Origin of the sequence: Vibrio sp. Of14-4 (assembly GCF_022347625.1) — a bacterium.
Taxonomy (GTDB): Bacteria; Pseudomonadota; Gammaproteobacteria; order Enterobacterales; family Vibrionaceae; genus Vibrio; species Vibrio pristinus.
The window spans coordinates 67,679-89,034 of record NZ_JAKRGI010000001.1; the positions used below are offsets into that span (position 1 = coordinate 67,679).

A 21,356-nucleotide genomic window follows, 5' to 3' on the forward strand; every position below is an offset into this window, starting at 1 on the left:
AGCGAATTTTTGGCCTCAACTTGAGGCTATTTAGCCCATGGGATCAACGTCTGGATCTTGGTCCTATTTTGCCTTTAAAGGAGATTTCCATGTTTAATCAGAACTTGGATAGTAAACCTCAGACATCAGCACCAAAACAAGCGCAGCAGACGCTGCGCCTAAGTGTGCTGGCAACCGCCATCGCTTCAGTGACTTCTATGAGTGCCATTGCTGCCAATGACACTCAAACTAGCGAGGTGGAAACTCTTGTTGTAACGGGCAGTATGATCGGCCACTCTGAGCTAGAGGATGTAAAAAAATATCCTGGTGCTCGCAACATTTTGACTCAAGATCAAATTAAGAAAACGTCCGCATTATCGATTGACTCGGCGCTGCAAAGTGTCCCAGGAATTAAAGTTCAAGACGAGACAGGCACAGGTGTACTACCTAATATCTCGGTCCGTGGCTTGAAGGCTAGCCGAAGTGGCTATGCTCAATTTCTTATGGATGGCGTACCGCTAACTTTGGCTCCCTATGGCCATACAGGGCAATCCATTTTCCCAGCCACTATGGCAACGCTCGATAGAATAGACATTGTGCGCGGCGGCGCGGCGGTGCAATACGGTCCCAATAATGTCGGCGGCGTGATCAACTTGGTGACTAAACCCATTCCGCATCAATGGCAAACGGAAATCAGTAACCGTTTGACTGTTTTTGAAGATGGTGACACGCCATTAAATGATGTCTATCTGCGAACCGGTGGTTGGCTAAGTGATACCCTTGCACTTCAAGTGGAAGGTAATTTCTTAACCGGTGAAAGCTTTCGAGAGCACTCAGATACCGATGTCACCAACTTCCAAGCCAAGTTGCAGTGGCTACTAAGCGATACTCAAGAGTTGCAAGCCTTTGTTCAGCGCTATGATGCTGATACCCAAATGCCAGGCGCTCTAGCGCCAGCCGATTATGACGATGATCGCACCCAATCCAAGCGTCCATATGATGAATATCAAGGAGAGTCGACACGTTGGAGCCTGAAGTATTTGCATGATCTCGCCATTGCAGACGGCGCTGAGTTAGAGATACTGACTTTTGGTCACAATTCGGATCGCTTTTTCCAGTGGGGTTATAGTGAAATTGCTGACGACTGGGCTGACCCATCACAACCTTCAACTCATATCCGTACTTCACCGCGTCAGTTTGAAGTTTATGGTGTTGAGCCGAAATTGGCCGTTTACGTTGCAGGCCCAAGCGTAACGCAAAATTGGATCCTTGGCGCCCGTTACGTAAACGAAGATATTGATTATAAATTGACCCATACTTCAATCGCCGACGGCTCAACAACGGTACCTCGTGATTGGCATTCAGACACTGACGCGTATGCAGGTTACGTCAGTAATGAAATTGGCCTATTTAACGATAGATTCAAAGTCACGCCAGGTATACGCTATGAGAGCGTGAAGATGACCTTCGATGACTTGGGTAAGGATACAAGCAAAGACAATAAAGTCACTGAGTGGCTACCTGGCTTAACGCTTGCCTATAATCTTACCGAGCAATGGGTTGCCTACACCAATGCGCAAAAGTCTTTGCGTGTACCGCAAATCGCTAAGATTAATAGCGAGGGAGAAAAGAGTAGCGAGCTTGCTTGGAACTATGAACTCGGTGCTCGCTATACCCAAGATTCCACCACTTTTAACATCGCCCTTTATCGGATTGATTTTAAAGACCAGTTTAAGAAGAATGATAGCACTGGGCTAGTTGAAAATATTGGCAAAACCCTTCATCAAGGGATTGAGCTTTCAGGGCGCTACGTTCCGGAATCTCTGCCTGCTTTAAGCTTAGGCGGTGGTTATACCTACTTAGATGCGACACTTGAGGACGAGGGTCCAAACAAAGGTAATCAGCTTGCTTATACCTCCAAACATCAGCTTAACTGGGATGCGACTTATACCTTTAGTAAGCTAGAAACCACCTTGTCTGGCTACTACTTTAGTGATGCGTACTCGGATGATGCAAACACGGTAGAAGAAGATTCAATTGGCAAAGCGGGTAAAATCCCTGCCTATATGGTGTGGAACTTGAATATAGGTTCTGATTTGTATAAGGATGAGAGCAGCAAACTTCGGATGAATCTGGGTGTCAACAACCTATTTGATGAAGACTACTATTTCCGAGGCATTGATACTAGCCCAATAGGGCGTTACCCAGCGCCAGGTCGAACTTATATTTTGGATCTTAATTACCAGTTTTAACATTTAAAACTCTGAAACTGTTGACAAATATATAGTCGCCAATACTCTTGGCGACTTTGATGGTTTTAGCGTTAAAGGAAAGTTAGCTATGAACAACCACGCTCGACGTTTGTTACCGCATCGATTGTTTCTAAATTCATTTCGGTCTTTGGCTGGGATGCTGCCACATAAGCCATTAGGATCTGTTTTGGCTTTGTTGCTGGTTACTTTATCTTCTTTTACAACTTCAGCTAGCCCCAGAACGATACAAGATGAGCAAGGCGTGTTTGAAATTGATATCACGCCGCAACGTGTTGTGGTGTTGGAGTTCTCTTTTGTCGATGCATTGGCTGCAGTGGGCGTGTCACCTGTCGGTGTTGCCGATGATAACGATGCTTCTCGGGTGATTCCTGCGGTGCGCAAACTCATCAATCCATGGAAATCCGTGGGTATGCGAGCTCAACCAAGTTTAGAAGCGATTGCGGTTTTAAAGCCGGATTTGATCATTGCCGATGCTGAGCGCCACCGCACGGTTTTAAAAGATTTGCAGCGAATCGCGCCTACGTTACTGCTTAAAAGCCGAGGGGAAACCTATCAAGAGAATTTGGAGTCGGCACGCAAAATTGGCGTAGCGCTGAATCAGCTGTCTGCCATGGAGCAAAGAATTGAGCGCCACCAGCAAACTATGGTGGAATTTAAAGGGCATTTTTCTCTCAAGCAAACTATTCAATTTGCCGTGGTGTCAGACAAAGGTATGTGGCTACATAGCCCAGCCTCTTATGCCGGTGGCGTGCTGACAACATTAGGGATTTCTAGTCCTATCAAAGAGCAAACTAATAAGGCGTACCTGCCAACCAGTTTTGAACTTTTGCTAAAAACCAATCCAGATTGGCTACTTTTGGGGGCTTATTCCCATCCTAATGTGATTAATGATTGGCAGAAAAATCCACTGTTTAATCTACTGTCATCGGCAAAAAATAAACGCGTTGTTGAAGTTTCACCTGAGCTTTGGTCACTAAATAGAGGCATGTTGGCCGCTGAGCAAATGGCAACAAACCTTGAGCAGATTTTGGACCCCTCATGAGTAATGGGGTGCTGCTAAACCGCGAGCCTGAAGTAACGCATAAACACTGGCTGAGTTTTACTTGGCGAGTTATTTTGTTGGTTGGCTTGGTATCGAGTTTGGCTTTTTGTGGCTACCTTGCTTCGATGCTGGGCTGGTCGAGTTTTACACTAACGGCCTCTGATTTGATTGATTATTGGTTTGCGTATGATAAAGCTAATATGACGCACCAGATATTAGCCACGCTCAGAGCGCCACGAGCTTATGCTGGGCTATTAATTGGTGCTGGCCTCGCTGTGTCAGGCCTTCTTATGCAAGGTTTAACTCGAAACCCTTTAGCGTCTCCGTCAATTCTTGGTATAAACGCAGGCGCCGCGTGTTTTATGGCGCTTGCGTCTATTGGTCTGCCCATTATCTCTGGGTTAAACCCTATTATTAATGCCGTTTGTGGCGCTTTACTAAGCGGCATGACTGTGATGCTGCTTGGCGGTTTTTTCTCTGCTCGCTCTCACCCTTTGCGCCTGGTGTTAGCTGGCATTGCAATTAGCGCGCTTCTTGTTGGCATTACACGAGCTGCATTGATACTTGGCGATGATATGGCTTATAGCGTATTGCATTGGCTGACCGGATCTTTATCGACCGTAGACAATAATCAATGGCAGCAGCTTTGGCCGCCAGCATTAGCTGGATTGATATTAGCGTTAGGTCTTGCTCGTAATCTCAACCTATTGGCGTTGGGGGATGAGGTTGCGATTGGCTTAGGCAGTAATATCTGGTTCACTCGCGTGTTAAGTGGGGCAGCAATTGTATTGTTGGCTGGTTCAAGCGTCGCCATTGCTGGCCCGATTGGTTTTGTTGGCTTGTTAGTTCCTCATTTGGTCAGGCCGATTGTTGGTCACAACTATCATTTATTGATTCCTATTTCAGCACTTGCTGGCGCCGCTCTTGTAACATGGTCAGATGCGATATCACGAGCCATTGCTTTTCCGACCGAAACGCCTGTTGGGGTGATCACTGCTTTACTTGGCACGCCATGTTTCATTTTGCTTGCGATGAGGAGAGCCTGATGCATCATAGGACAAAGCTATTTTTCTTATTTGGCTTACTTATGTTAGTGGCAGCTACAGGTCTGTTTGTGGGCGCTGCTTCGCTGAGCGTGTCACAAGTCATTGAACACTTGTTTGCATTATCGAGGGATGACTTTGTGATTCACCAGTATCGATTGCCGCGGGCTCTTCTTGCAATTAGTGTTGGCGCTGGTCTTGGGCTTTCAGGCGTGTTAGTGCAAGGAGTGATACGCAATCCCTTGGCTTCTCCTGATCTGATGGGTATTAGTGCTGGAGCAGGTCTTGCCGCCACCACTTGCTTAGTTCTCTTTCCAAATGCGCCGGTGAATATCTTACCTTTGGTTGCCATGCTGGGTGGCATTTTGGCTGCGGGGCTGATTGCATTATTGGCTTGGCGGTCGCAACCAACGCCGGCAAAACTTGCCCTAATTGGTATTGCTGTCAGTGCGTTTCTGGCAAGCGGAATCGACTTTTTACTTATCACCAATCCTCTAGAAATTAATACAGCGATGGTTTGGCTTACCGGCAGTCTTTGGGGCAGAAATTGGCAGCAAGTGCCTTTTATTTGGGGTGCTTTAGCCATCTTGCTACCGTTTGCTTTTTGGTTAGCGTGGCGTTTAGATGTCATGGGCCTTGGCGAAGAAAGTGCAACCACGCTTGGAACAAACCCAAAGAGCGTTCAGGCTTTTGCGCTTTTGGCTGCGGTTTTACTTGCTAGCATTAGTGTTTCTGTGGCTGGAACCATCAGCTTTGTCGGGTTACTTGCGCCGCATTTGGCTCGCTTGTTGTTTGGGCATAATCATAAAATGTTGATCCCAGCTTCCGCGCTGCTCGGCGCTATTTTAGTCACATTTGCCGATGGTCTCGCTAGAGGTTTACAACCGCCGATTGAACTACCTGCAGGGGTTCTTACCTCTGTGATTGGCGCCCCTTATTTTATTTTTCTTCTTTATCGTTATCGAGGTTGGTAACCATGCTTGAAACCAAGAACCTTTCTGTCGCGTATGGAAAACAAACCATTATTGCCAATCTTTCTGTGTCTATCCCCAAGGGGAAGATCACCGCTTTAGTTGGGCCAAATGGGTGCGGTAAATCGACCTTGTTGAAAACCCTTGTCAGGATTAATAAAGCCAAGTCAGGTGAAGTGCTTCTGGAAGGAAAAACATTGTCTAGTTATGGCGATAAGGCTCTCGCTCGCTCCTTGTCCCTGTTACCACAAATTCTGGTGAGCCCTGAAGGTATTACGGTTAGAAAACTGGTTGAGTATGGGCGTTCACCCTATGTTTCTCACTGGGGAAGACTGGCACAAGACGATAAAGATATTGTTGAACAAGCCATGTGTGATACTGGCGTGCTGGAGTTTGCCGATAAACCAGTAGACTCTTTGTCAGGAGGGCAAAGGCAAAGGGCATGGATTGCCATGGTGGTAGCGCAAGATACGGAGGTTGTGATGTTTGATGAGCCCACGACCTATTTGGATATGTCGCATCAGGTTGAGTTAATGAAGTTGATCCAACAGATGAATGCTAAGGGGAAAACTGTGGTTGTGGTGTTGCACGATCTCAATCAAGCATGCCGCTATTGCGATCACCTAGTGGTGTTGAAGCAAGGGGAAATTGTAGAGGAAGGCTCGCCTGATGAGGTGATGACGCAGACATTACTTAATGATGTTTTTGACTTAAAAGCTAATGTGTTTCGAGATCCTGTGTCTAATACGCCTATGTGTGTAGCGATTTAGCAAGCTTGTATATTGAAATTTTTATAGTTTTTCTCTATTCATCTATCAAATGAATATTTGTTTTTACTATGTTTTTTGTCATAAATCCTAAGTTTCTGTTCAGATCTTAAGCGTTGTGAGCTTTTTACTATTGATAGTGTGCTTTTAATTGGGTGATCTGTCATTTAGTGATGGCGAAAGCATTAAGCGGGCAAAAACACTGTTACTGTGTTTTTTATTTGCAGTGGCAGTATACTTATATGCGTTATCAATCCTCACCTGGCGATTCCAGCGAACAGAGACAAGAAACCACGAGAGAACGTGCAGAGCGTCAACGTTTAGAACGAAGAGCAGAACTGACCTATACCGCAAGTGATGAAAAGCGTTGGGCGGAAAATCGAGAAAGAGTGCTCCGTGAAAGGAGAGCATCTGAACCTCAAAAGCCACCGGAGAGGCAATCACGACCTGAAGATGATGCAAAAAAAGATCTGTATTTTATTGGTTATCATGGTACCAGTGAAAAGTCAGCAGTGAATATCATCAACACTGGAGTGCGCAGGGAATGTTTACCACCAACTGGACAAATTGGTCCTGGTTTTTATGTGGCTAAGGTGAAAGGGAAGTTACCCGACTGGGGAGCTTCGCTTGCAACCGAGCCTGAGCGGTCTCAAGAGATAGAGAAAGCAAAGCAAGAGATGACGACTTGGCAAAGAATGTTGAGTTACGTCTCGGGGAATTATCAAGAGCCAGATTTTAGCGATAAAGCAAAAAAAACGATTTTAAAAATCTATTCTACACAGCCACTCAAGCAGTGTAAGTGGAGCATCATGAACCCGCCAGACTTAAGTGTTTGGCAAGCAATACTCGATGATGCACCATCTTCAAGAAGTGAAGCGCTTGATGACTTAATAAAAGAGCGTTCAGTGTGGCTACAAATGGTTGTTGCACCTGACGAGTTACCCTTCCTAGTGGCTTTTCGTGATGACGGAAAAGCAGAGCAACCCACTCACTGGGAGGCTAATGAAGCGCCCTAGTCGATTTGGATAATATTCAACTATATAGATAGCGACAAAAACTTGGGATGGTTAACTCAGAATCTTTCCATGTAAAGGCCATCCCAATTTATGTGTAGATTACATCAAAGGCTTAATATCACTTAGCCTTCAAGGGTAGCAGTTCGAGCTTTCCCGTTGTTATCTAAATATTCTGCCTGCCTTAAGCGAGTTCCTTGTCGAGTGCTTTGACGTTCACTATGGCCTGGCTCAGTTGACGGTGGTGTTGGGGCTCTTAGCATAGCAAGACGGGTCTCGATTTCTCTATCCACAGCTCTGTCTGCAGCCTCTTTTGCCAACTTACGTGCAAGCTCTCTAGCGGCTTTTTCGGCTGCGTCTCTTGTTGCTCTTACCGCGGCATCTTTAGCTGCTTTTTCGGCGGCCTCTTTGGCTGCTTTTTCGGCGGCCTCTTTAGCTGCTTTTTCGGCGGCCTCTTTAGCTGCTTTTTCGGCGGCCTCTTTAGCTGCTTTTTCGGCGGCCTCTTTAGCTTACAGCAGCCCTTTCAGCAGCTCTGTCCGCAGCCTCTTGCGCTGCTTTATCAGCGGTATCTCTGGCCGCTTTTTCAGCAGCTTCTTTAGCGGCTTTCTCTGCAGCTTTATCGGCTGCTTTGCTTGCAGCCTCTTTTGCTGCCTTTTCTGCTACTACTTCAACTTTGTTGTGTACTTTAGTTTCTACCGTATTTGACAGACGGCTGTTAAGCTGACTAACAGCCATTGCTATGTTAGCTGAACCCGCATCATACGATGGATGGTTAGCCAATGCCTTAGCCTTGATATAGTCTTTTATTGGCGTTTTCGACTTTAGCTCGCTCATTACACTGTCTAAAACGCTAGTAGGAGGGGTCATTGGTAGTTTGTCTGCAGCTTCCTGATAAGCACTCGCTTGATCAGGCGCTAGTATATGACCAAGTATGCCAGGTTGTAGTTTTTTACGCACCTTTGTCATTTCTTCATGCCATTTATCGTCAACGATGACTTTTACTTCAGATTCTAAACTACGCCACTCACTAGCGATACGATCTAACTTTTCAATTTCGTCCAGTACAGTGACCGATTCCAATATTCCTGCTTGGATATTCGGTGAAGTAAATGATTCTCTGATTTGATTGAGTAATTCCGCTCCTATTCTGTTGCCGTTAGACAGAGAGGCTAGAATATCTTTTCCTTGGCTGCTGTTGATAAACTTTGTGGAATTTTCAAAACCCGTATTGTATTTCTCTGCTCTCTTTTTGGATATTTTTGATATCTCTTCTTTGTTCGGAGCAAGGTTTTTGTCCTTTAAGACTGCCCCTGCTACTTTTGCTGCAGTCGATAAGTTTTTCTCTTTGCCTTTTTCTAAAATTCGGCCATAGAAGTCATGATATGGATGACCAAACATTCCCGATATCTTGTTCGAGGAATAAGAATCAGAGGCTAGAAGTTTAGTACGAATAGCGGTTTGCTTTTCAGGATCATTATGAGCAATGCTGTTTAATAGTTCTGAAACTGAATAGGCGAGCTCACTATTATTTTTCATCCTATCTGCCAAGGTAAACAGATAACCAGTCACCTTATCTTCCTTGTGTGGCTTGCTCGAATAAGGCCTTTCTTTGGTTAATGCCTCAAAGACCTTCATGCCATCGAGCTTATTTTCTTCGATAAGAGATTTGAGTATTTTGATATACGCAACATTACCTTTTAAGCCGATTTTCTCTGTCTCAGAGAAGTTTTTTGCACCAATGCCTTTGGCAATACTTCCTGCCCGATAGTCTTGACTTATCATGGTTTGAGTTGAAGTTAACTTAGTCATCTTATCAATAAAGCTTGGGGAAATAAGCTTATCTGTAAGCGCTTTAGTTTGTGAAGGATCTTGAGCGTTATTGATTTTACAACCAATTTCAATTAAGTCATTTAAATCAGAATATTTATCTTTTAGGGTGCTGAGTTTATCTTGAAAACTCTTTAAATGCTGGCTTGCATCAATTTCGTGTAAAGCTGATAGGTCAATGGGTGCGGTTTCATCAACAAGTTTCGGTTCTTGTAGTGGTTCAGCTTCTGGCTGAGATACGACTTCTTCGGTGTCGTTCACTTGCTGTATTTCGGATACAGATGTTTGAATAGATTTTTGTACGCTCGCTGTTTCGGTTTTTACCTGTGGTTCGATGGTTTCTCTCTCAGAGATTGAGTCCTCAGAGCTCACTTTGTTTACATGACTCATTTTGTGCGTATTGACAAAATCTTTATCACTTTCGAAGAATTTGGTTCTACGTCCCGCCACAGGATTTAAAACATGACCAAATACAGAATCAGTATGACGAGCGTATTCTGACATACAGGTCGTCACCCCTTTGCTTGCAAATAGCTTTTCCATCTTGTGGGTTATTTGTACAAATTCTTCTGGTGTAAGAGGTTCGGTGTGTCTAGCTCCCTGTGTTACAGCTTTAATTACTTCACTTGGCGTTAATGAATTGTCGAGTTTTTCCAATATTTCGACCGCTTTTTTGGGATGAAATGGAGCTGTTCCCTTGCACGTATATGTGTCGTAGATAAAATCTATTATGAACTCGAGGTCTTTTTTCTCATACCCACCCATCAGGTAACTTCCATTACCCACAATACCGCTTTTATAATCGCTGTTACCTTTGAGGTGTTTTGCGAGCTCTCCTTCTGGTTTAATGCTTACACCAATATCAAGAAAATAATCACCCGCATTCAAGGAAAGTAAAGAGACCATATTCTTAGCAAAAGCAGGGCTTCCATGCTTTATACTGGCATCATATAAAGCTTTTAATTTATTCGCCATTTCTGGATTCGACATGTTTCGCTTGGCCAGTAATTCATCAACGCGAACAAATTTCACATTACTAGGGATATCTATGTTTGCGTTGTGTGTTGTTTTCCCCTCTGTGCGTCGATCAAGATAAATAACATGATTAACCTCAGGAACTGCTTTGGCGTTGTTTATCACGTTTAGCAGGCCATGCTCTTGCTCTGTGCACGGTATAAGGTTGTCACTGCCTTTCTCTGCTTTGGTATTTACCCAACAATAAGCGACGGTTTTTGTTGGCAGTTTGGTGCTCTTGGTTTTAAAACTCATGAGTGAGCTAAATTTGCTCGCTTTCTTGTCATCAGACAATTCGCTAAACGTGACGGGTTTAGTCTCAGTAGTCGCTGGTTTGATAGAGATAAGGTCACTGTTTAGTGCTTCCATGTAAGATGAGCGACGAAGCCTAGCTGGATGAGGTTTATCCTCCAAGTTAGTATGTTCTACTTTTGCAATTGACTGAGGTAGAGTAGGTAAAGAGCAGGCTCCATCCGTTTCTCTATGAGAGATTGCGTCGGGAATCGCAGATATATTGTTTGTTAATGGCATAGTTAACCTTTTTCTTATCTATTGATAATTAGGTAAATATGCGGCCGTGGTTATAGGTTGCGATAGTGAGTTTTTATGAAAACTATCACTAGTTTTTTCATTATTTTTAGAGTGATTACGTTGTTATTTTGATATTTGTATCACTTATGTTTTGCTTTTAACTATTTCCGTATAAGGGTCGATTATATTGTTATAAAAATACGTACAGTGAGGCGTTATTCTTCAAGCAAGAATATGATCTTTCTGAGGTAAAGCCTTTTGTATATTTTTGAGCCGTATCAATACATTAGTGTTGGAATGCATTAGTTAGAATCAGATTTACTCACCATATCTCTTCACTCTTCCATATGGTAAATTTGTAATTGATATGTTTGATTTTTATTAGTTGGAGCTATCAAGCCGATGTTTTACGCGAGATGTTTTTTGTTGTGGTTCGCGCTACTTCCCCATGTGGTTTTTGCTTTAGGTAATACCAATAATGAGTCTTTTAGCAAGGCCAAACGTTTAATGCAGCAGGAAGTTTTTGTTGGAGATTCATATCAGCGCACTCTGTACTGTGATGCACCGTTTAATTTGAACAAATATGTATCGCTTCCAGAGGGGTTTAAGACAGATAAATACCGTGGGCGATTAAACAAATGGGAAGCAGAGCATATTGTGCCCGCAGAAAACTTTGGGCGAGCTTTCTCTGCATGGCGAGATGGTCATCCTGATTGCATAAACAGCAAGGGTAAAGCTTTTAAAGGTCGTAGCTGTGCATCGAAGGTAAGCAAAGATTATCGTTTAATGCAGGCTGACCTGTTCAACTTATATCCTGCAATTGGTAGCGTTAATGCGCAAAGACAAAATTATAACTTTGTAATGCTGCCTGAAGATGCATCAAGTTTTGGCAGTTGTGATATGAGAATCACAACCCGAAAAGTACAACCTCCCGAAAAGGCGAGGGGAAGAATAGCGAGAGCTTATCTTTATATGGAAGCGGTTTATCCTATTTACCAAATGAGCCGTTCTCAACGCAGCTTAATGAAGGCTTGGGATAAGCAATACCCAGTGACTCAAGTCGAATGTGAAATAGGCAAACGAATAAGTGCTGTTCAGCACTCATCTAACCCGATACTTGAGCAGAGATGCCCAGTATAAATGGAATAACCACCTCTGATAGAGAGGTGGTTTTTAGGTGATTAAATTTCTTACCAAGATAGTTAGAAAGGACTTTCAATCAGGTAGTCAAAGTTAGGACTTTGGTTACCCGCTGCATCAAACCCGTAGACACACACTTTAAGTGGTACAGATTGGATACGGATAGGGTTTCTTCTGTATTGAATATAACGAGCATCATCACAGTTAATCTCGTCAGGTTTGCCCCAGGCTAACCAGTAGTCAGAATATTCGGGGACCATAAAAATAGGCTCAAAACCAATCGGTGTCACGTTCAGTACTGGCTTGGTTGTTGGAGGAGTATTATCAACCTGAACTTGAACTACGCTTGGTGCACTGGCGTCATCATTTTCCCCGATGATGCAGTATTGATGAACACCTTCTTTACTGATGTCAATTTTGGTTTCGCTGAAGTTGACTTGACTCACTTCTATTGGAGCGCTGTAGCCTGAGAGATCTTGGCAAGTTTGATTATTATCAGATAATAAGATGTTCTTATAGCGAATCTTACTGTCACTGTTAACGGTGAACTTCCAATCTTGGTATCTAGAGTTTTCCCCGCTGAAGATATAAGGGTAGTTGGTGATACTAATGTCGCTGGGCTTGGGCAATGGACAAGCGGAACTGTCTAATGAGAAGGTTCCGTTTGAATTGAAGCACTGGTTTAGATCTTTAATAGGAACGACGTAATTTTTGTTCTTTTTAACGTGTGCACCTTCATCATCAACCGCGCAAGGGTTGCCGTTATAGCAGGTTTTTCCTACGGCAGTATTTGTGGTGGTGTTAATCAGTCCGACTATGGTTTGATTGTTATCGAACACTGGCGAACCTGAGCTTCCTGGAGAGATACCTTGGCAGTTATTTTCGTTAAAGTCATACCAATGCCAGTAGCCTTCAACCACATCAAATGTATTCCCAGATTCACAATATGACAGTTGCAATGCGTTGACATCCATAGGCACACCCGCAATGGTGATCTCAGCCTCTGTAGGCAGTGACTCTTGAGAAATACGATAGGGAGTTAAGCCTTGAGCAATGAGCTGAGCGACGGTTTGGTCGGATGATAATACCGAGATATCTAAGCCTTTCATCGTTGAGTATAAGACTTTGTTAATACCCACAGAAATGGTTTCTCCAGCATCAATCGAATCTTGAAAGTAATTAAACTTGGCAGTGTAATTTACCGATTTTTCAACCGTTATATCATTACCTGATGATGAACTAAATGCATTTTGGCTACAGTGTCCATTTGAAAGAAAGGTTGCTGGAGCGTTTAGATTATCTCCAAATTGAACAAAAGAAACGGTGCAAGTCATATTGCCGCTGAGTTTACCAACAGAGCGATAGAAAGCATTTTCGCCACTTTCCGGTAGTTCAGTATTTTGGGCCGCCGAAGCAAAGGGGGAAGTAAGACAGAGCGTGGCGATATAAAATACAGGTATAGTTTTTTTCATTTATAAGCCTAAATTATTGACGTTGTTATGGGTGCACAAATCCATGAATATGCGATGGACGCATTTTCATTGCTGAACCCTTGTTATTTTTTGTGTAATAGGTTTGCTGAACGCTAGTGCGTGAATTTATATAAAGTGCATATAAGTGCTGATTTCCTCCTGATTTTTAATAACTTCAAATAAGAAACTAGATTGTATTTACCTTTGATCTTTTCACGCATCCATTCAACAGGTTTGCTGTTGAGTATTGGAACAGATCCAGTCTTTCTCAGGTTAAGTTGAAGGTGCGAGGTGATACCGGTCTAGATAACTTAGGGACAGTTTTGGTCAAAAGAGATATGTCGAGTTATGTGTCGAGGCTCACCTTAGACTGAGCCTCGACGACTCAAACTAGACCATCTCTTTACCTTCTTTTTTAGCTTTGCACATGTCTTTGTAGAGGCTAACACACAAAAGCACCATGATGCCCAGTGCCATGAGAGGCCAGATTAGAACATACAGAGTTAATGCTAGGCTTGACATTGGGGGACTCCTTCGTTTTCTTGGGTTTGATTTTTAGAGTCGTTAAAGGAAACAACATCCTTACCTATACTCGTAAAATCAAAGTGCTCTTTTGATCTTAAACTTAAAATCACGCAGGTTAGCGTACTGGCTCCGTAAGCGGTCATCGAGCTTAACAACACCGGGTAGTGGCGTAGTGCGTCCAATGCAAAAGGCGTGATGCTAATAAAGGCTATGCCACCAAGTATGCAAGCGGCTTTAAAACCAAAGAAGCCAAAAACCATCAAACCAATGACGACGCCTCCTCCTGCCGATGCGACCCATTCGAAAAACAATGCTGCTAGACCTTGTAGCCCAACAATTTCAAAACGAGTGATGACGAACATTCCAAAGCCGGCGATGGCTGCGCTGGTAAAGGCTAAGTTATTTACTCTATCCCAGTACAGGCTGGCGATGACGGGGAAAACGATGGCTCCCCATAGCGCGCCAACAAAGACAAGCATGGTAAGTATGTCGAACTTTAAGCAGGCTAATAACATGGCCAAAAAGGTAGCGCTGACCATAGTTAAACGGCCGATAAATAGCATGGTTTTGGGTTTGACTTTCCCCCGAGAAAGGTGCTTTCCATAGATATCTGTCATCACAAGTGCCGAGAGAGCGGAAAGATCCGAATCCGCTGTTGAGGATAGAGATCCAATCACCATAATGAAAAATAAGCCAACCAAAAAAGGAGTTAGGTAAGTTGCTGCCATTTGTGGGATCAGGTTGTTATAATTGCCGTCTTGAGGAGTAATGCCGGCAAGTAGAGCAAGAAATCCCAGCATACCCAAACCAATCACAATTGAACCGTAGCCTAGAGTTGCGGTAACAAATGTCGGTTTAAGTAAGTCCTCTCTCACTGCAAACAGCCGCTGGGCTATGGTTTGATTACCGATAGCATAGGCTAATACAGCAACAAAATATGGTGCCCCTTGTTCTAGTATGGCAGTTTGCGAATAGAAGCTAGATTGCTCAGCAGTGAGTAATGACATGCCTGATTCAAACAAAGTGCTACCACCAAGTTTGAAAAAGATAATAGGTATGATGATCACAGCGGCAAAAATCATAGCGATAACTTGACCAAAATCTGTTGTCACTGACGATCTAAAGCCAGACCAAATGGTATAGCTAAGCACTCCAAGGCCAGCAATGATAACGCCATGAACAAAGCTCAGCGGGGATAATATCTCCAACAGCGCGCCTGCTGCAGTGAAATTGACCGTCAGGCTGATAAGGCTTCCTACGATATTTGAACCTGCCATGATCATTTGGCTCGAACTTCCATGTCGAGCATGCATGATTTCGGCAAGAGTGTGAGCTTTAGGCGCAATCTGTCTGAACCTTTTACCAAATGGGTAAATAAAGAAAATCATCAATGCTCCCCAAAAACCATAATGAAGAGCACCCGATAAGCCATATTTATAGCCAGAAGTGGCTGCGGCGTAAAAGGAAGCGGCCCATATCCAAGTGGCAGTCATACTCGCTGCCGCCATACCGAATCCTATTGAATTATTCGATACCATATAGCCATCAACGTTTTCTTCTTTTCTGGCTAAGGTGAGTGATATTAAAAACGTTAGGCCGTAGAAGCATAGCAATAGCAGCAACGCTGTCTGGGTCGACATTTGATACATTTATTCTCCTTACTTCTCTCAAAGAGAAATGTCAGGTTAGAAAAGTGAGTTCTAGAGCGAAGTCTAGAACTCACCATGCTTCTAGCTGTTTGTAATCATTACTTTTAATGCATTATGTTTTTCTGCATTAATAAAGGTATCGTAGGCTTTATCTGTTTCACTCAGTGGGAAATGATGAGTACAAAGTTTTTCTGGATGCAGGTGACCAGCACGAATTTGCTTAATAAGAGCAGGCGTGGTGTAGGTGTGTACAAGGCCAGCTGTCATTGTGAAATTGCGTTTCCACATGTCTTCTAGGTTGATAGTCGCAGATTTTCCATGAACACCTAATACAGCGATATTCCCACCAGGGCGTACTAGCTTTTGGGACATATCCCAACCAGCAGGAATTCCTATCGCTTCAATCACAACATCTACGCCGACATTGTCGGTAATATCTAGTACTTGATCAACGGCGGTATTTTCAGAGTTATTGATTGTATGGGTTGCCCCAAGCTCTTTGGCAGCGTCTAATCGATGGGGGTTATTATCGATAGCATATATCTGACTAGGCGAGAAAAATTTGGCAGTCATTAAAGCGGCTAAACCGACAGGACCGCAGCCTATGATAGCCACTGAGTCTGCAGGTTTGAGCTTTCCATCTAAGACCCCAACTTCATATCCAGTTGGGAAAATATCGCTGAGAAAGACTAAAGATTCGGAATCTATATCCTCTGGAGCATGAAACAAACTGTTATCGCCATAGGGTATTCTGACATATTCAGCTTGGCACCCATCGATTTCATTTCCTAATATCCAGCCGCCATTTATACACTGACCAAACTGAGATTTCTGGCACATTGAGCAACTACCACAGGAGGTAATACAAGATATAATCACCCGGTCTCCAGGTTTGTATTTACTGACTCGACTACCACATTCTTGTACGACCCCTACTCCTTCGTGACCAAGAATCGTGTCACTTTTAAATGTTGAAACATTACCTCTTAATATATGTAGATCAGTACCGCAAATCGTCGTCTTTTCAATTTTAACAATAACGTCACTATCATCAATTAAAGTCGGTTTAGGTCTTTCTTGAAGAGAGTGATTGCCTTGAGCGTCCATAACATAAGCTTTCATTTTACTTCACCTTTTCGATAATGAAACTAGCCAAACTATTAGTATTGCTTTTAAATTATATTTAAATCTGCAATAAAGTTATTTATAACTATAAATTCCCTTGTTAGTAAAATATCTTAATATAGCTGTATTTTTTCGGATTATTGCATAGGAAAAATAAAAGTAAACGTTTGCCACATAATAAAAATAACTGGTCATACCAGTTATTTTTATTATTATATTTAATGGTTTTTTATGTTTTTCTTAGTGTTATTTGGATTAGCTATTCATGTTTTTGTCTTGAAGCTGGTCAATTTTAATCATATGTTTTTTTATTGACTTTCTTACATGCTTTTTTTGGTAACAAATATTATGTTGCAGTTTAATAATGTTAACTAGAATAATATATCAGTTCCCATTCTGTAAATATTGACTCTATACTTTATCGCGTCAACGAAAATTAGATAAGGGGTAGAGTATGTTTACTAAGCAACTGGTGTTACGGACGATTGATAGTTGTATTCTTAGTACTAAAAGCACCAGAAAGAAAACCCTTGGTTTACCCAAACTTCGAAGTGATATTGTCAAGCTCACCGATTTGAAGAAAATTAAAGATGTTTTGGTCGAAGCGATCAATGAAGAAGCTCCGACAGATCTTAAACCAGCCGACACTGCCTGTAAGTATTGGGTAAATCGCCATTCTTCATACACATTTAGACTATTCGATAAGGATACGAATACTAAAAAAGCGCTTAAATCTCTCGTCGATGAATACGGGGTATATTTTAATAGCGACCTTGGTAACTCTAAAGTTTATGAGAAAGCTCTACCGCCGACCAAACCACTGCTGTTAGGTAAAACAACGTCTATTAGTAAAATGACAGTGACTAATATGAAACAAGCCTCAAGGCGCGGAGATAAACAAATCGTCTTTTTAGGCCATGGTGAAACGACTCTTAATACGCATATCCAAATTCCCAAAGGTACGAGTGTCCATTTTTATACTTATGATCAGGCGTTTCTACGAGATGTAGATGTTAGAGCGATTGCATGTCCAGAAGTTTGGGGGAGGCATAAGGTGCCCACTGTACGTGAAGTTGCAGGCCCTGGGATGACTATTAAAGAGCACTATATTGGAGAGCTTGATCATCAGGGTCTTGGAGGACATATTGATAATCCCGCTTTCTTGGGCGGTGTTATGTTCACCGGTATTCGTTCACTTTCATCGCTTCTTGTTCCGAATATGGGTGTTGTGCATTTTGCAGCGTGTCGCGCGCACCCGACGGATGACATGATTGCCTTTAATAAAGGAGGAGGTGTCAATGTGGACAGTATTGAGCTCCAACAAAGGCGTGATTCAGTCATCGAGAATCTAATGAAAGTGGGTGGTTTGCCGGACCACTAATCGTAGAAAGAGCGCTGAAAGCGCTCTTTTTGAGTTTTTGACTTTGAACGAACTACTTGAGTAGAGAGTTATCATTCATAGCTGCTCAAAGAAAGTAATACTTGGTTCTTTTGTTAGCAGGCCATCTAAATTGTCTAGCAAGTTTAAGAAATGTGGTTCTCTGCAGTGAGTATCAAATGCGGCTTGATCGATAAATTGCTCTTGAAACATAAATATTGATGAGTTTCCTTTATCGCGTAGCAAAGTATAGCGAATACAGCCCACTTCATTTTGTGTGGGCTGAACCATATCAAGCAACAGTTGCTTCAGAGTGTCTTCTTGGCCTGGTTTTGCTTCAAAAGTGGCGGTTAAGTGGATCATTTTGGCACCTATTATTGGTATCTTCCGTTACGTTGCAGAAACTCGATCTTGTATCCATCAGGATCGGTAATGAAAAATAGTGTCGCTAAAACTCTATCTTGGTGATGAATCGTTTTAATATCAGACGGCAGGATATCTAATTGTTTTAGCTCACTATGAGCTTGTTGGATATTGTCGACCGACACGGCTATATGACCGTAACCAGAGCCATGTGTATAGGCGAGTTGGACATCATGATTGTGTGTTAGCTCAAGCTCGAACCCTGTTTCAGGGTTTGCCAAATAGGTTAGTGTGTAGTCGTCAAAAACAAATTGTTCTTTGATGTGTAAAGCAAGTGCTTTGTGGTAAAAATCAACCGAAGTACTTAGGTCACTTACTCTTATCATGGTGTGGATAAGCTTAGCCATTTTTTCCTCCTCTTCACGTGAGGTAATAGAATAAACAGGCTTACGTGAGTGTTGGTAGTACTCCAGTACGACATTAACTATTTTGTTAGGGTATTTGGAGCTGCTGATATATGTTGCTCATCACGTTTTCTGGTTGGCGTAGGTAAATGAGGCAGGCGCATCTAAGTAAGGAAGTAAAGTTTTTGACTTGATCGTTATACACCAGTGCCTCTAAATAAATTGTACTGATGAATTTTGGCAATGTCATACCTTGGAGCTGAGCAATTTCTTCAAGAATGTGCCAGAAACTTGCTTCGAGCTTGATACTTGTTGCATGCCCATCGATACGAATCGACTTAGCGATAATTTGGTAGTTTTCTTGAGGTTGGTGAGAGAAAAGTTCACACATAAATTTTTAACTGAGATTGGACGAGGTAGCTTTCTAACTTAGCTTTTCGTTTCAGTCAATACAGCATGAAAAATAAACGCCCAGTTGGGCGTTTATTATATTCAACTACTTTACCTGGGTCTTGATGTATTCACCAAGCTCAGAGTGATGCATGATTTTTGATATAGGTATAATCGCCTCAGCAGGTCCCCAAGCAAATACGTTTACTGGTGTATGAGTATGGGTTCCTGTTCCCCACACAATGTTTTGACTGGTGGCTTGTTCTCTTGCTAAGACATTTCCACGGTCGTTGTACGGAAAAAAGGCATCAAAATCATTGATTGCTGGTATGTTTTCAGCAGATAGGTACGAGTGGCCAGCTAGGCGATATGGGTTAGGTTTATTGGCTAAAACCTTTTCTGCTTGAGCAGAAGAGATAGGAAACTCTGTGTTGGTATTCACAATCTCGGCAAACTTGGCGGCGGTTTGCTGGCTTTTATCCAGTTGTTCAAACTCACTGACCATGCCATAGTAGCTCTTCTTTTGTTGATACAGTTTATCAAGCAGCTCAAATGATCCGAAGTTAAAGTTTGGGGCATAATCTTTATTTGAGAATGCCTCGCCCTCGCGTTTTTGTGGTTTAGGGAGGTTTTTAGAAGAATAACTGAAACCAAAGGAGCCCGTTTCATGATCGGCTGTTACGATAACAAGCGTGTCGTTACGACCTTTTGCCCATTGATAAACCGTGTTAATAGCTTCATCAAATTTAAGCATTTCATGCAGCATATTGCCCGCATCATTGCTGTGTGCAGCCCAATCTATTTGTCCGCCTTCAACCATTAGAAAGAAACCATCTTTATCTTTTGACAGTACTTCTAAAGCTTTGCTAGTCATTTCCTTCAAGCTAGGCTGAGTACGTTTGGGATCATCTTTATTGGCGCTGTATGTAATGCCATCGTTCATTCCTGAGTACGAAAATAGCCCGAGCAATTTTTCATTCGATGATGTTTGCATCGCTTCTCGATTGAATACTAACTGGTAGCCATTTTGTTGAGCTTCAGTTAGAAGGTTACGTTCGTCTTTGCGTTTGGACTTGAGGTAGATGCCACCTTGAGTCAGCTCTTTCAGCTGATTGTACACTTCGCCTTTGTCATTCGTTGATTGCGGAATCCAGTGCCTAAGTCCCCCTGATAGCATTACATCGGCACCTGTCTTCAGCATATCTGTGGCAATTTCATTCTCTAGAGAGCGATGAGCTCGATGAGCAGCGAAAGATGCGGGTGTTGCATGGGTTAGGCGAGTGTCTGAGACAAGGCCTGTTGCTTTGCCTAAACTTTTTGCCTTTTCTAATACAGTTTGGACATGGTTGCCCTGTGCATCGACGCCAATGACTTCAGAGCCAGTATGGACGCCTGTAGAGAGCATGGTTGCAGAACATGCAGAATCAACCACGATAGCATCTTCTGGGTGAGTTAATGAGGAGCCAATCACGCCCTTTTGAGCAAGTTGGAATAGTGCTGTTGGTTGTCCTTTGTATATCGAATTTGGCGCTCTGTTTGCGTAGGTTTCAAGTAAACCCACTTGTTGAGGGCCCATACCGTCGCCAATCATTAAGATGACGTTTTTAATTTCTGCAGAAACTAGGTTACAAGAAAATGCAGAAGTGACCATTGCTGTGAAAATAGGTTTGGTAAAATGTTTCATGGTGGTCCTATTGATTTTGTGATTTTATTGGCCCACTTTACATTGATTAAACCTATAATCAACAGGCTTAATTTTATGTTTGTTCATTGTGTTGGATTTGAGAAGCGTTTGATTTACTAAGAGTTACGGTGTGGTGCATCTTGTATTGGTGGTAGGTGGTCGATTTTTGGAGTGCAAAGATCTACACGCACCACATAGGGCACTGACCTAATGATTATCTCATCAGAGCTTGCCTGTTATTACAGCACTCGTTTTATTATACGAGCGCTAGAAGTATTCCACCAACCGTTGCCGCTGCGGAAAGATATTGCCCCGCTGAGTAGGCACCATCTTCTTCTTTTTCTATTTCATCAGGTTTGTCGATACCTAGAGCGCCGTGTGTAAACGATTCGACTTTATCTCCAACAGTTTTGTTCTCTTTTTCAGCTGCTTTGGATTCTTTGTCTAGCTCTTGTAAAGCCGCCAGCAGTGCTTTTCCTTCTTCTGAAAGTGTGACTTTGTTCTGCTCTACCTTAAGCGGTGCCGAGCTTTGGCTCAACTCGCTTTGATTCGCTTGAGGCTTGACCTGCTGGGTTGGGGTCAGCTTGGCTGGCTCCATTCCTACTGGTGTCATAGCGATCTCCTTACATCATCCTCAGGGTTTGTATCGGCCGTTCAAAGGAAAACTTGTGTAAAAAATACCGTATTTGCTTGAAATCTATCCAAGCACAAAGTGTGCCGATAATATTGATAGGAGATAAATAATAGCCAACAGAAGTTAAGATAG

Annotated in this window: 19 protein-coding genes; 8 read left to right on the plus strand and 11 right to left on the minus strand. The window is 42.8% G+C overall.

Annotated features, from left to right (window positions below):
• Nucleotides 1–89: 89 nt before the first annotated feature.
• The 6 genes from MHN79_RS00290 to MHN79_RS00315 all read left to right on the plus strand — a co-directional run bounded on the left by MHN79_RS00290 (nt 90) and on the right by MHN79_RS00315 (nt 7,091).
• Nucleotides 90–2,231, plus strand: coding sequence for a TonB-dependent siderophore receptor (locus MHN79_RS00290; protein ID WP_239171200.1), 2,142 nt, complete (start codon nt 90–92; stop codon nt 2,229–2,231).
• Between the two features lie 157 nt (nt 2,232–2,388).
• Nucleotides 2,389–3,294, plus strand: a complete 906-nt coding sequence (locus MHN79_RS00295; RefSeq protein ID WP_239171501.1) for a Fe(3+) dicitrate ABC transporter substrate-binding protein — start codon at nt 2,389–2,391, stop codon at nt 3,292–3,294.
• Nucleotides 3,295–3,419: 125 nt separating this feature from the next.
• A complete protein-coding gene (locus MHN79_RS00300; protein WP_239171502.1) occupies nt 3,420–4,340 on the plus strand; it encodes an iron chelate uptake ABC transporter family permease subunit in 921 nt (306 codons plus the stop codon).
• On the plus strand, nt 4,340–5,311 hold the full coding sequence (locus tag MHN79_RS00305; RefSeq protein WP_239171201.1) for an iron chelate uptake ABC transporter family permease subunit: 972 nt from the start codon (nt 4,340–4,342) through the stop codon (nt 5,309–5,311). The genes MHN79_RS00300 and MHN79_RS00305 overlap by 1 nt, the downstream gene beginning before the upstream one ends.
• Before the next feature lie 2 nt (nt 5,312–5,313).
• Complete coding sequence (gene fecE, locus MHN79_RS00310; RefSeq protein WP_239171202.1) at nt 5,314–6,078, plus strand: Fe(3+) dicitrate ABC transporter ATP-binding protein FecE; 765 nt, start codon at nt 5,314–5,316, stop codon at nt 6,076–6,078.
• A gap of 239 nt (nt 6,079–6,317) precedes the next feature.
• Nucleotides 6,318–7,091, plus strand: coding sequence for a hypothetical protein (locus tag MHN79_RS00315; protein ID WP_239171203.1), 774 nt, complete (start codon nt 6,318–6,320; stop codon nt 7,089–7,091).
• A 122-nt stretch (nt 7,092–7,213) separates the two neighbouring features.
• Here the strand turns inward: MHN79_RS00315 and MHN79_RS00320 are convergent, their stop codons facing one another.
• Both MHN79_RS00320 and MHN79_RS00325 read right to left on the minus strand, forming a co-directional pair.
• Nucleotides 7,214–7,408, minus strand: a complete 195-nt coding sequence (locus tag MHN79_RS00320) for a hypothetical protein (RefSeq protein ID WP_239171204.1) — start codon at nt 7,406–7,408, stop codon at nt 7,214–7,216.
• 184 nt (nt 7,409–7,592) lie between these two features.
• Nucleotides 7,593–10,460 (minus strand): hypothetical protein, encoded by a 2,868-nt coding sequence (locus MHN79_RS00325; RefSeq protein WP_239171205.1) that lies wholly within the window; start codon nt 10,458–10,460, stop codon nt 7,593–7,595.
• A 402-nt stretch (nt 10,461–10,862) separates the two neighbouring features.
• Between MHN79_RS00325 and MHN79_RS00330 the strand changes: the two genes are divergently transcribed.
• Nucleotides 10,863–11,600, plus strand: coding sequence for an endonuclease (locus MHN79_RS00330; protein ID WP_239171206.1), 738 nt, complete (start codon nt 10,863–10,865; stop codon nt 11,598–11,600).
• Between the two features lie 62 nt (nt 11,601–11,662).
• Here MHN79_RS00330 and MHN79_RS00335 read toward each other — a convergent pair whose 3' ends face one another.
• The 4 genes from MHN79_RS00335 to MHN79_RS00350 all read right to left on the minus strand — a co-directional run bounded on the left by MHN79_RS00335 (nt 11,663) and on the right by MHN79_RS00350 (nt 16,368).
• A complete protein-coding gene (locus MHN79_RS00335; protein ID WP_239171207.1) occupies nt 11,663–13,072 on the minus strand; it encodes a serine protease in 1,410 nt (469 codons plus the stop codon).
• Between the two features lie 390 nt (nt 13,073–13,462).
• The gene (locus tag MHN79_RS00340) at nt 13,463–13,594 is read right to left on the minus strand and encodes a putative transporter small subunit (protein ID WP_237475521.1); all 132 of its coding nucleotides are present in this window, start codon (nt 13,592–13,594) and stop codon (nt 13,463–13,465) included.
• Complete coding sequence (locus MHN79_RS00345; RefSeq protein WP_239171208.1) at nt 13,582–15,246, minus strand: sodium:solute symporter family protein; 1,665 nt, start codon at nt 15,244–15,246, stop codon at nt 13,582–13,584. Before MHN79_RS00345 ends, MHN79_RS00340 begins: the two co-directional genes overlap by 13 nt.
• An 81-nt stretch (nt 15,247–15,327) precedes the next feature.
• The gene (locus tag MHN79_RS00350; protein ID WP_239171209.1) at nt 15,328–16,368 is read right to left on the minus strand and encodes a zinc-dependent alcohol dehydrogenase family protein; all 1,041 of its coding nucleotides are present in this window, start codon (nt 16,366–16,368) and stop codon (nt 15,328–15,330) included.
• 457 nt (nt 16,369–16,825) lie between these two features.
• Here MHN79_RS00350 and MHN79_RS00355 point away from each other — a divergent pair, with 457 nt between their 5' ends.
• The gene (locus MHN79_RS00355; protein ID WP_239171210.1) at nt 16,826–17,752 is read left to right on the plus strand and encodes a putative adhesin; all 927 of its coding nucleotides are present in this window, start codon (nt 16,826–16,828) and stop codon (nt 17,750–17,752) included.
• A 75-nt stretch (nt 17,753–17,827) separates the two neighbouring features.
• Here the strand turns inward: MHN79_RS00355 and MHN79_RS00360 are convergent, their stop codons facing one another.
• From MHN79_RS00360 to MHN79_RS00380, 5 genes are all read right to left on the minus strand, one after another.
• Complete coding sequence (locus MHN79_RS00360; RefSeq protein WP_239171211.1) at nt 17,828–18,112, minus strand: putative quinol monooxygenase; 285 nt, start codon at nt 18,110–18,112, stop codon at nt 17,828–17,830.
• An 11-nt stretch (nt 18,113–18,123) separates the two neighbouring features.
• Nucleotides 18,124–18,519 (minus strand): VOC family protein, encoded by a 396-nt coding sequence (locus MHN79_RS00365; protein ID WP_239171212.1) that lies wholly within the window; start codon nt 18,517–18,519, stop codon nt 18,124–18,126.
• An 85-nt stretch (nt 18,520–18,604) separates the two neighbouring features.
• Nucleotides 18,605–18,907: a ribbon-helix-helix domain-containing protein gene (locus tag MHN79_RS00370; RefSeq protein WP_152430052.1), complete on the minus strand. Its 303-nt coding sequence runs from the start codon at nt 18,905–18,907 to the stop codon at nt 18,605–18,607.
• A 105-nt stretch (nt 18,908–19,012) separates the two neighbouring features.
• Nucleotides 19,013–20,590, minus strand: coding sequence for an alkaline phosphatase (locus tag MHN79_RS00375; protein ID WP_239171213.1), 1,578 nt, complete (start codon nt 20,588–20,590; stop codon nt 19,013–19,015).
• A 256-nt stretch (nt 20,591–20,846) separates the two neighbouring features.
• Nucleotides 20,847–21,203 (minus strand): hypothetical protein, encoded by a 357-nt coding sequence (locus MHN79_RS00380; RefSeq protein WP_160926625.1) that lies wholly within the window; start codon nt 21,201–21,203, stop codon nt 20,847–20,849.
• Between the last annotated feature and the right edge of the window lie 153 nt (nt 21,204–21,356).

What these genes read in the sequence shown, in the direction of transcription:
- MHN79_RS00325 (WP_239171205.1), bottom strand. Translation starts at nt 10,460, where the DNA reads ATGCCATTAACAAACAATATATCTGCGATTCCCGACGCAATCTCTCAT.
- MHN79_RS00335 (WP_239171207.1), bottom strand. Translation starts at nt 13,072, where the DNA reads ATGAAAAAAACTATACCTGTATTTTATATCGCCACGCTCTGTCTTACT.
- MHN79_RS00330 (WP_239171206.1), top strand. Translation starts at nt 10,863, where the DNA reads ATGTTTTACGCGAGATGTTTTTTGTTGTGGTTCGCGCTACTTCCCCAT.
- MHN79_RS00295 (WP_239171501.1), top strand. Translation starts at nt 2,389, where the DNA reads ATGCTGCCACATAAGCCATTAGGATCTGTTTTGGCTTTGTTGCTGGTT.
- MHN79_RS00375 (WP_239171213.1), bottom strand. Translation starts at nt 20,590, where the DNA reads ATGAAACATTTTACCAAACCTATTTTCACAGCAATGGTCACTTCTGCA.
- MHN79_RS00340 (WP_237475521.1), bottom strand. Translation starts at nt 13,594, where the DNA reads ATGTCAAGCCTAGCATTAACTCTGTATGTTCTAATCTGGCCTCTCATG.
- MHN79_RS00360 (WP_239171211.1), bottom strand. Translation starts at nt 18,112, where the DNA reads ATGATCCACTTAACCGCCACTTTTGAAGCAAAACCAGGCCAAGAAGAC.
- MHN79_RS00315 (WP_239171203.1), top strand. Translation starts at nt 6,318, where the DNA reads ATGCGTTATCAATCCTCACCTGGCGATTCCAGCGAACAGAGACAAGAA.
- MHN79_RS00305 (WP_239171201.1), top strand. Translation starts at nt 4,340, where the DNA reads ATGCATCATAGGACAAAGCTATTTTTCTTATTTGGCTTACTTATGTTA.
- MHN79_RS00350 (WP_239171209.1), bottom strand. Translation starts at nt 16,368, where the DNA reads ATGAAAGCTTATGTTATGGACGCTCAAGGCAATCACTCTCTTCAAGAA.
- fecE (WP_239171202.1), top strand. Translation starts at nt 5,314, where the DNA reads ATGCTTGAAACCAAGAACCTTTCTGTCGCGTATGGAAAACAAACCATT.
- MHN79_RS00290 (WP_239171200.1), top strand. Translation starts at nt 90, where the DNA reads ATGTTTAATCAGAACTTGGATAGTAAACCTCAGACATCAGCACCAAAA.
- MHN79_RS00300 (WP_239171502.1), top strand. Translation starts at nt 3,420, where the DNA reads ATGCTGGGCTGGTCGAGTTTTACACTAACGGCCTCTGATTTGATTGAT.
- MHN79_RS00370 (WP_152430052.1), bottom strand. Translation starts at nt 18,907, where the DNA reads ATGTGTGAACTTTTCTCTCACCAACCTCAAGAAAACTACCAAATTATC.
- MHN79_RS00345 (WP_239171208.1), bottom strand. Translation starts at nt 15,246, where the DNA reads ATGTATCAAATGTCGACCCAGACAGCGTTGCTGCTATTGCTATGCTTC.
- MHN79_RS00365 (WP_239171212.1), bottom strand. Translation starts at nt 18,519, where the DNA reads ATGGCTAAGCTTATCCACACCATGATAAGAGTAAGTGACCTAAGTACT.
- MHN79_RS00380 (WP_160926625.1), bottom strand. Translation starts at nt 21,203, where the DNA reads ATGACACCAGTAGGAATGGAGCCAGCCAAGCTGACCCCAACCCAGCAG.
- MHN79_RS00355 (WP_239171210.1), top strand. Translation starts at nt 16,826, where the DNA reads ATGTTTACTAAGCAACTGGTGTTACGGACGATTGATAGTTGTATTCTT.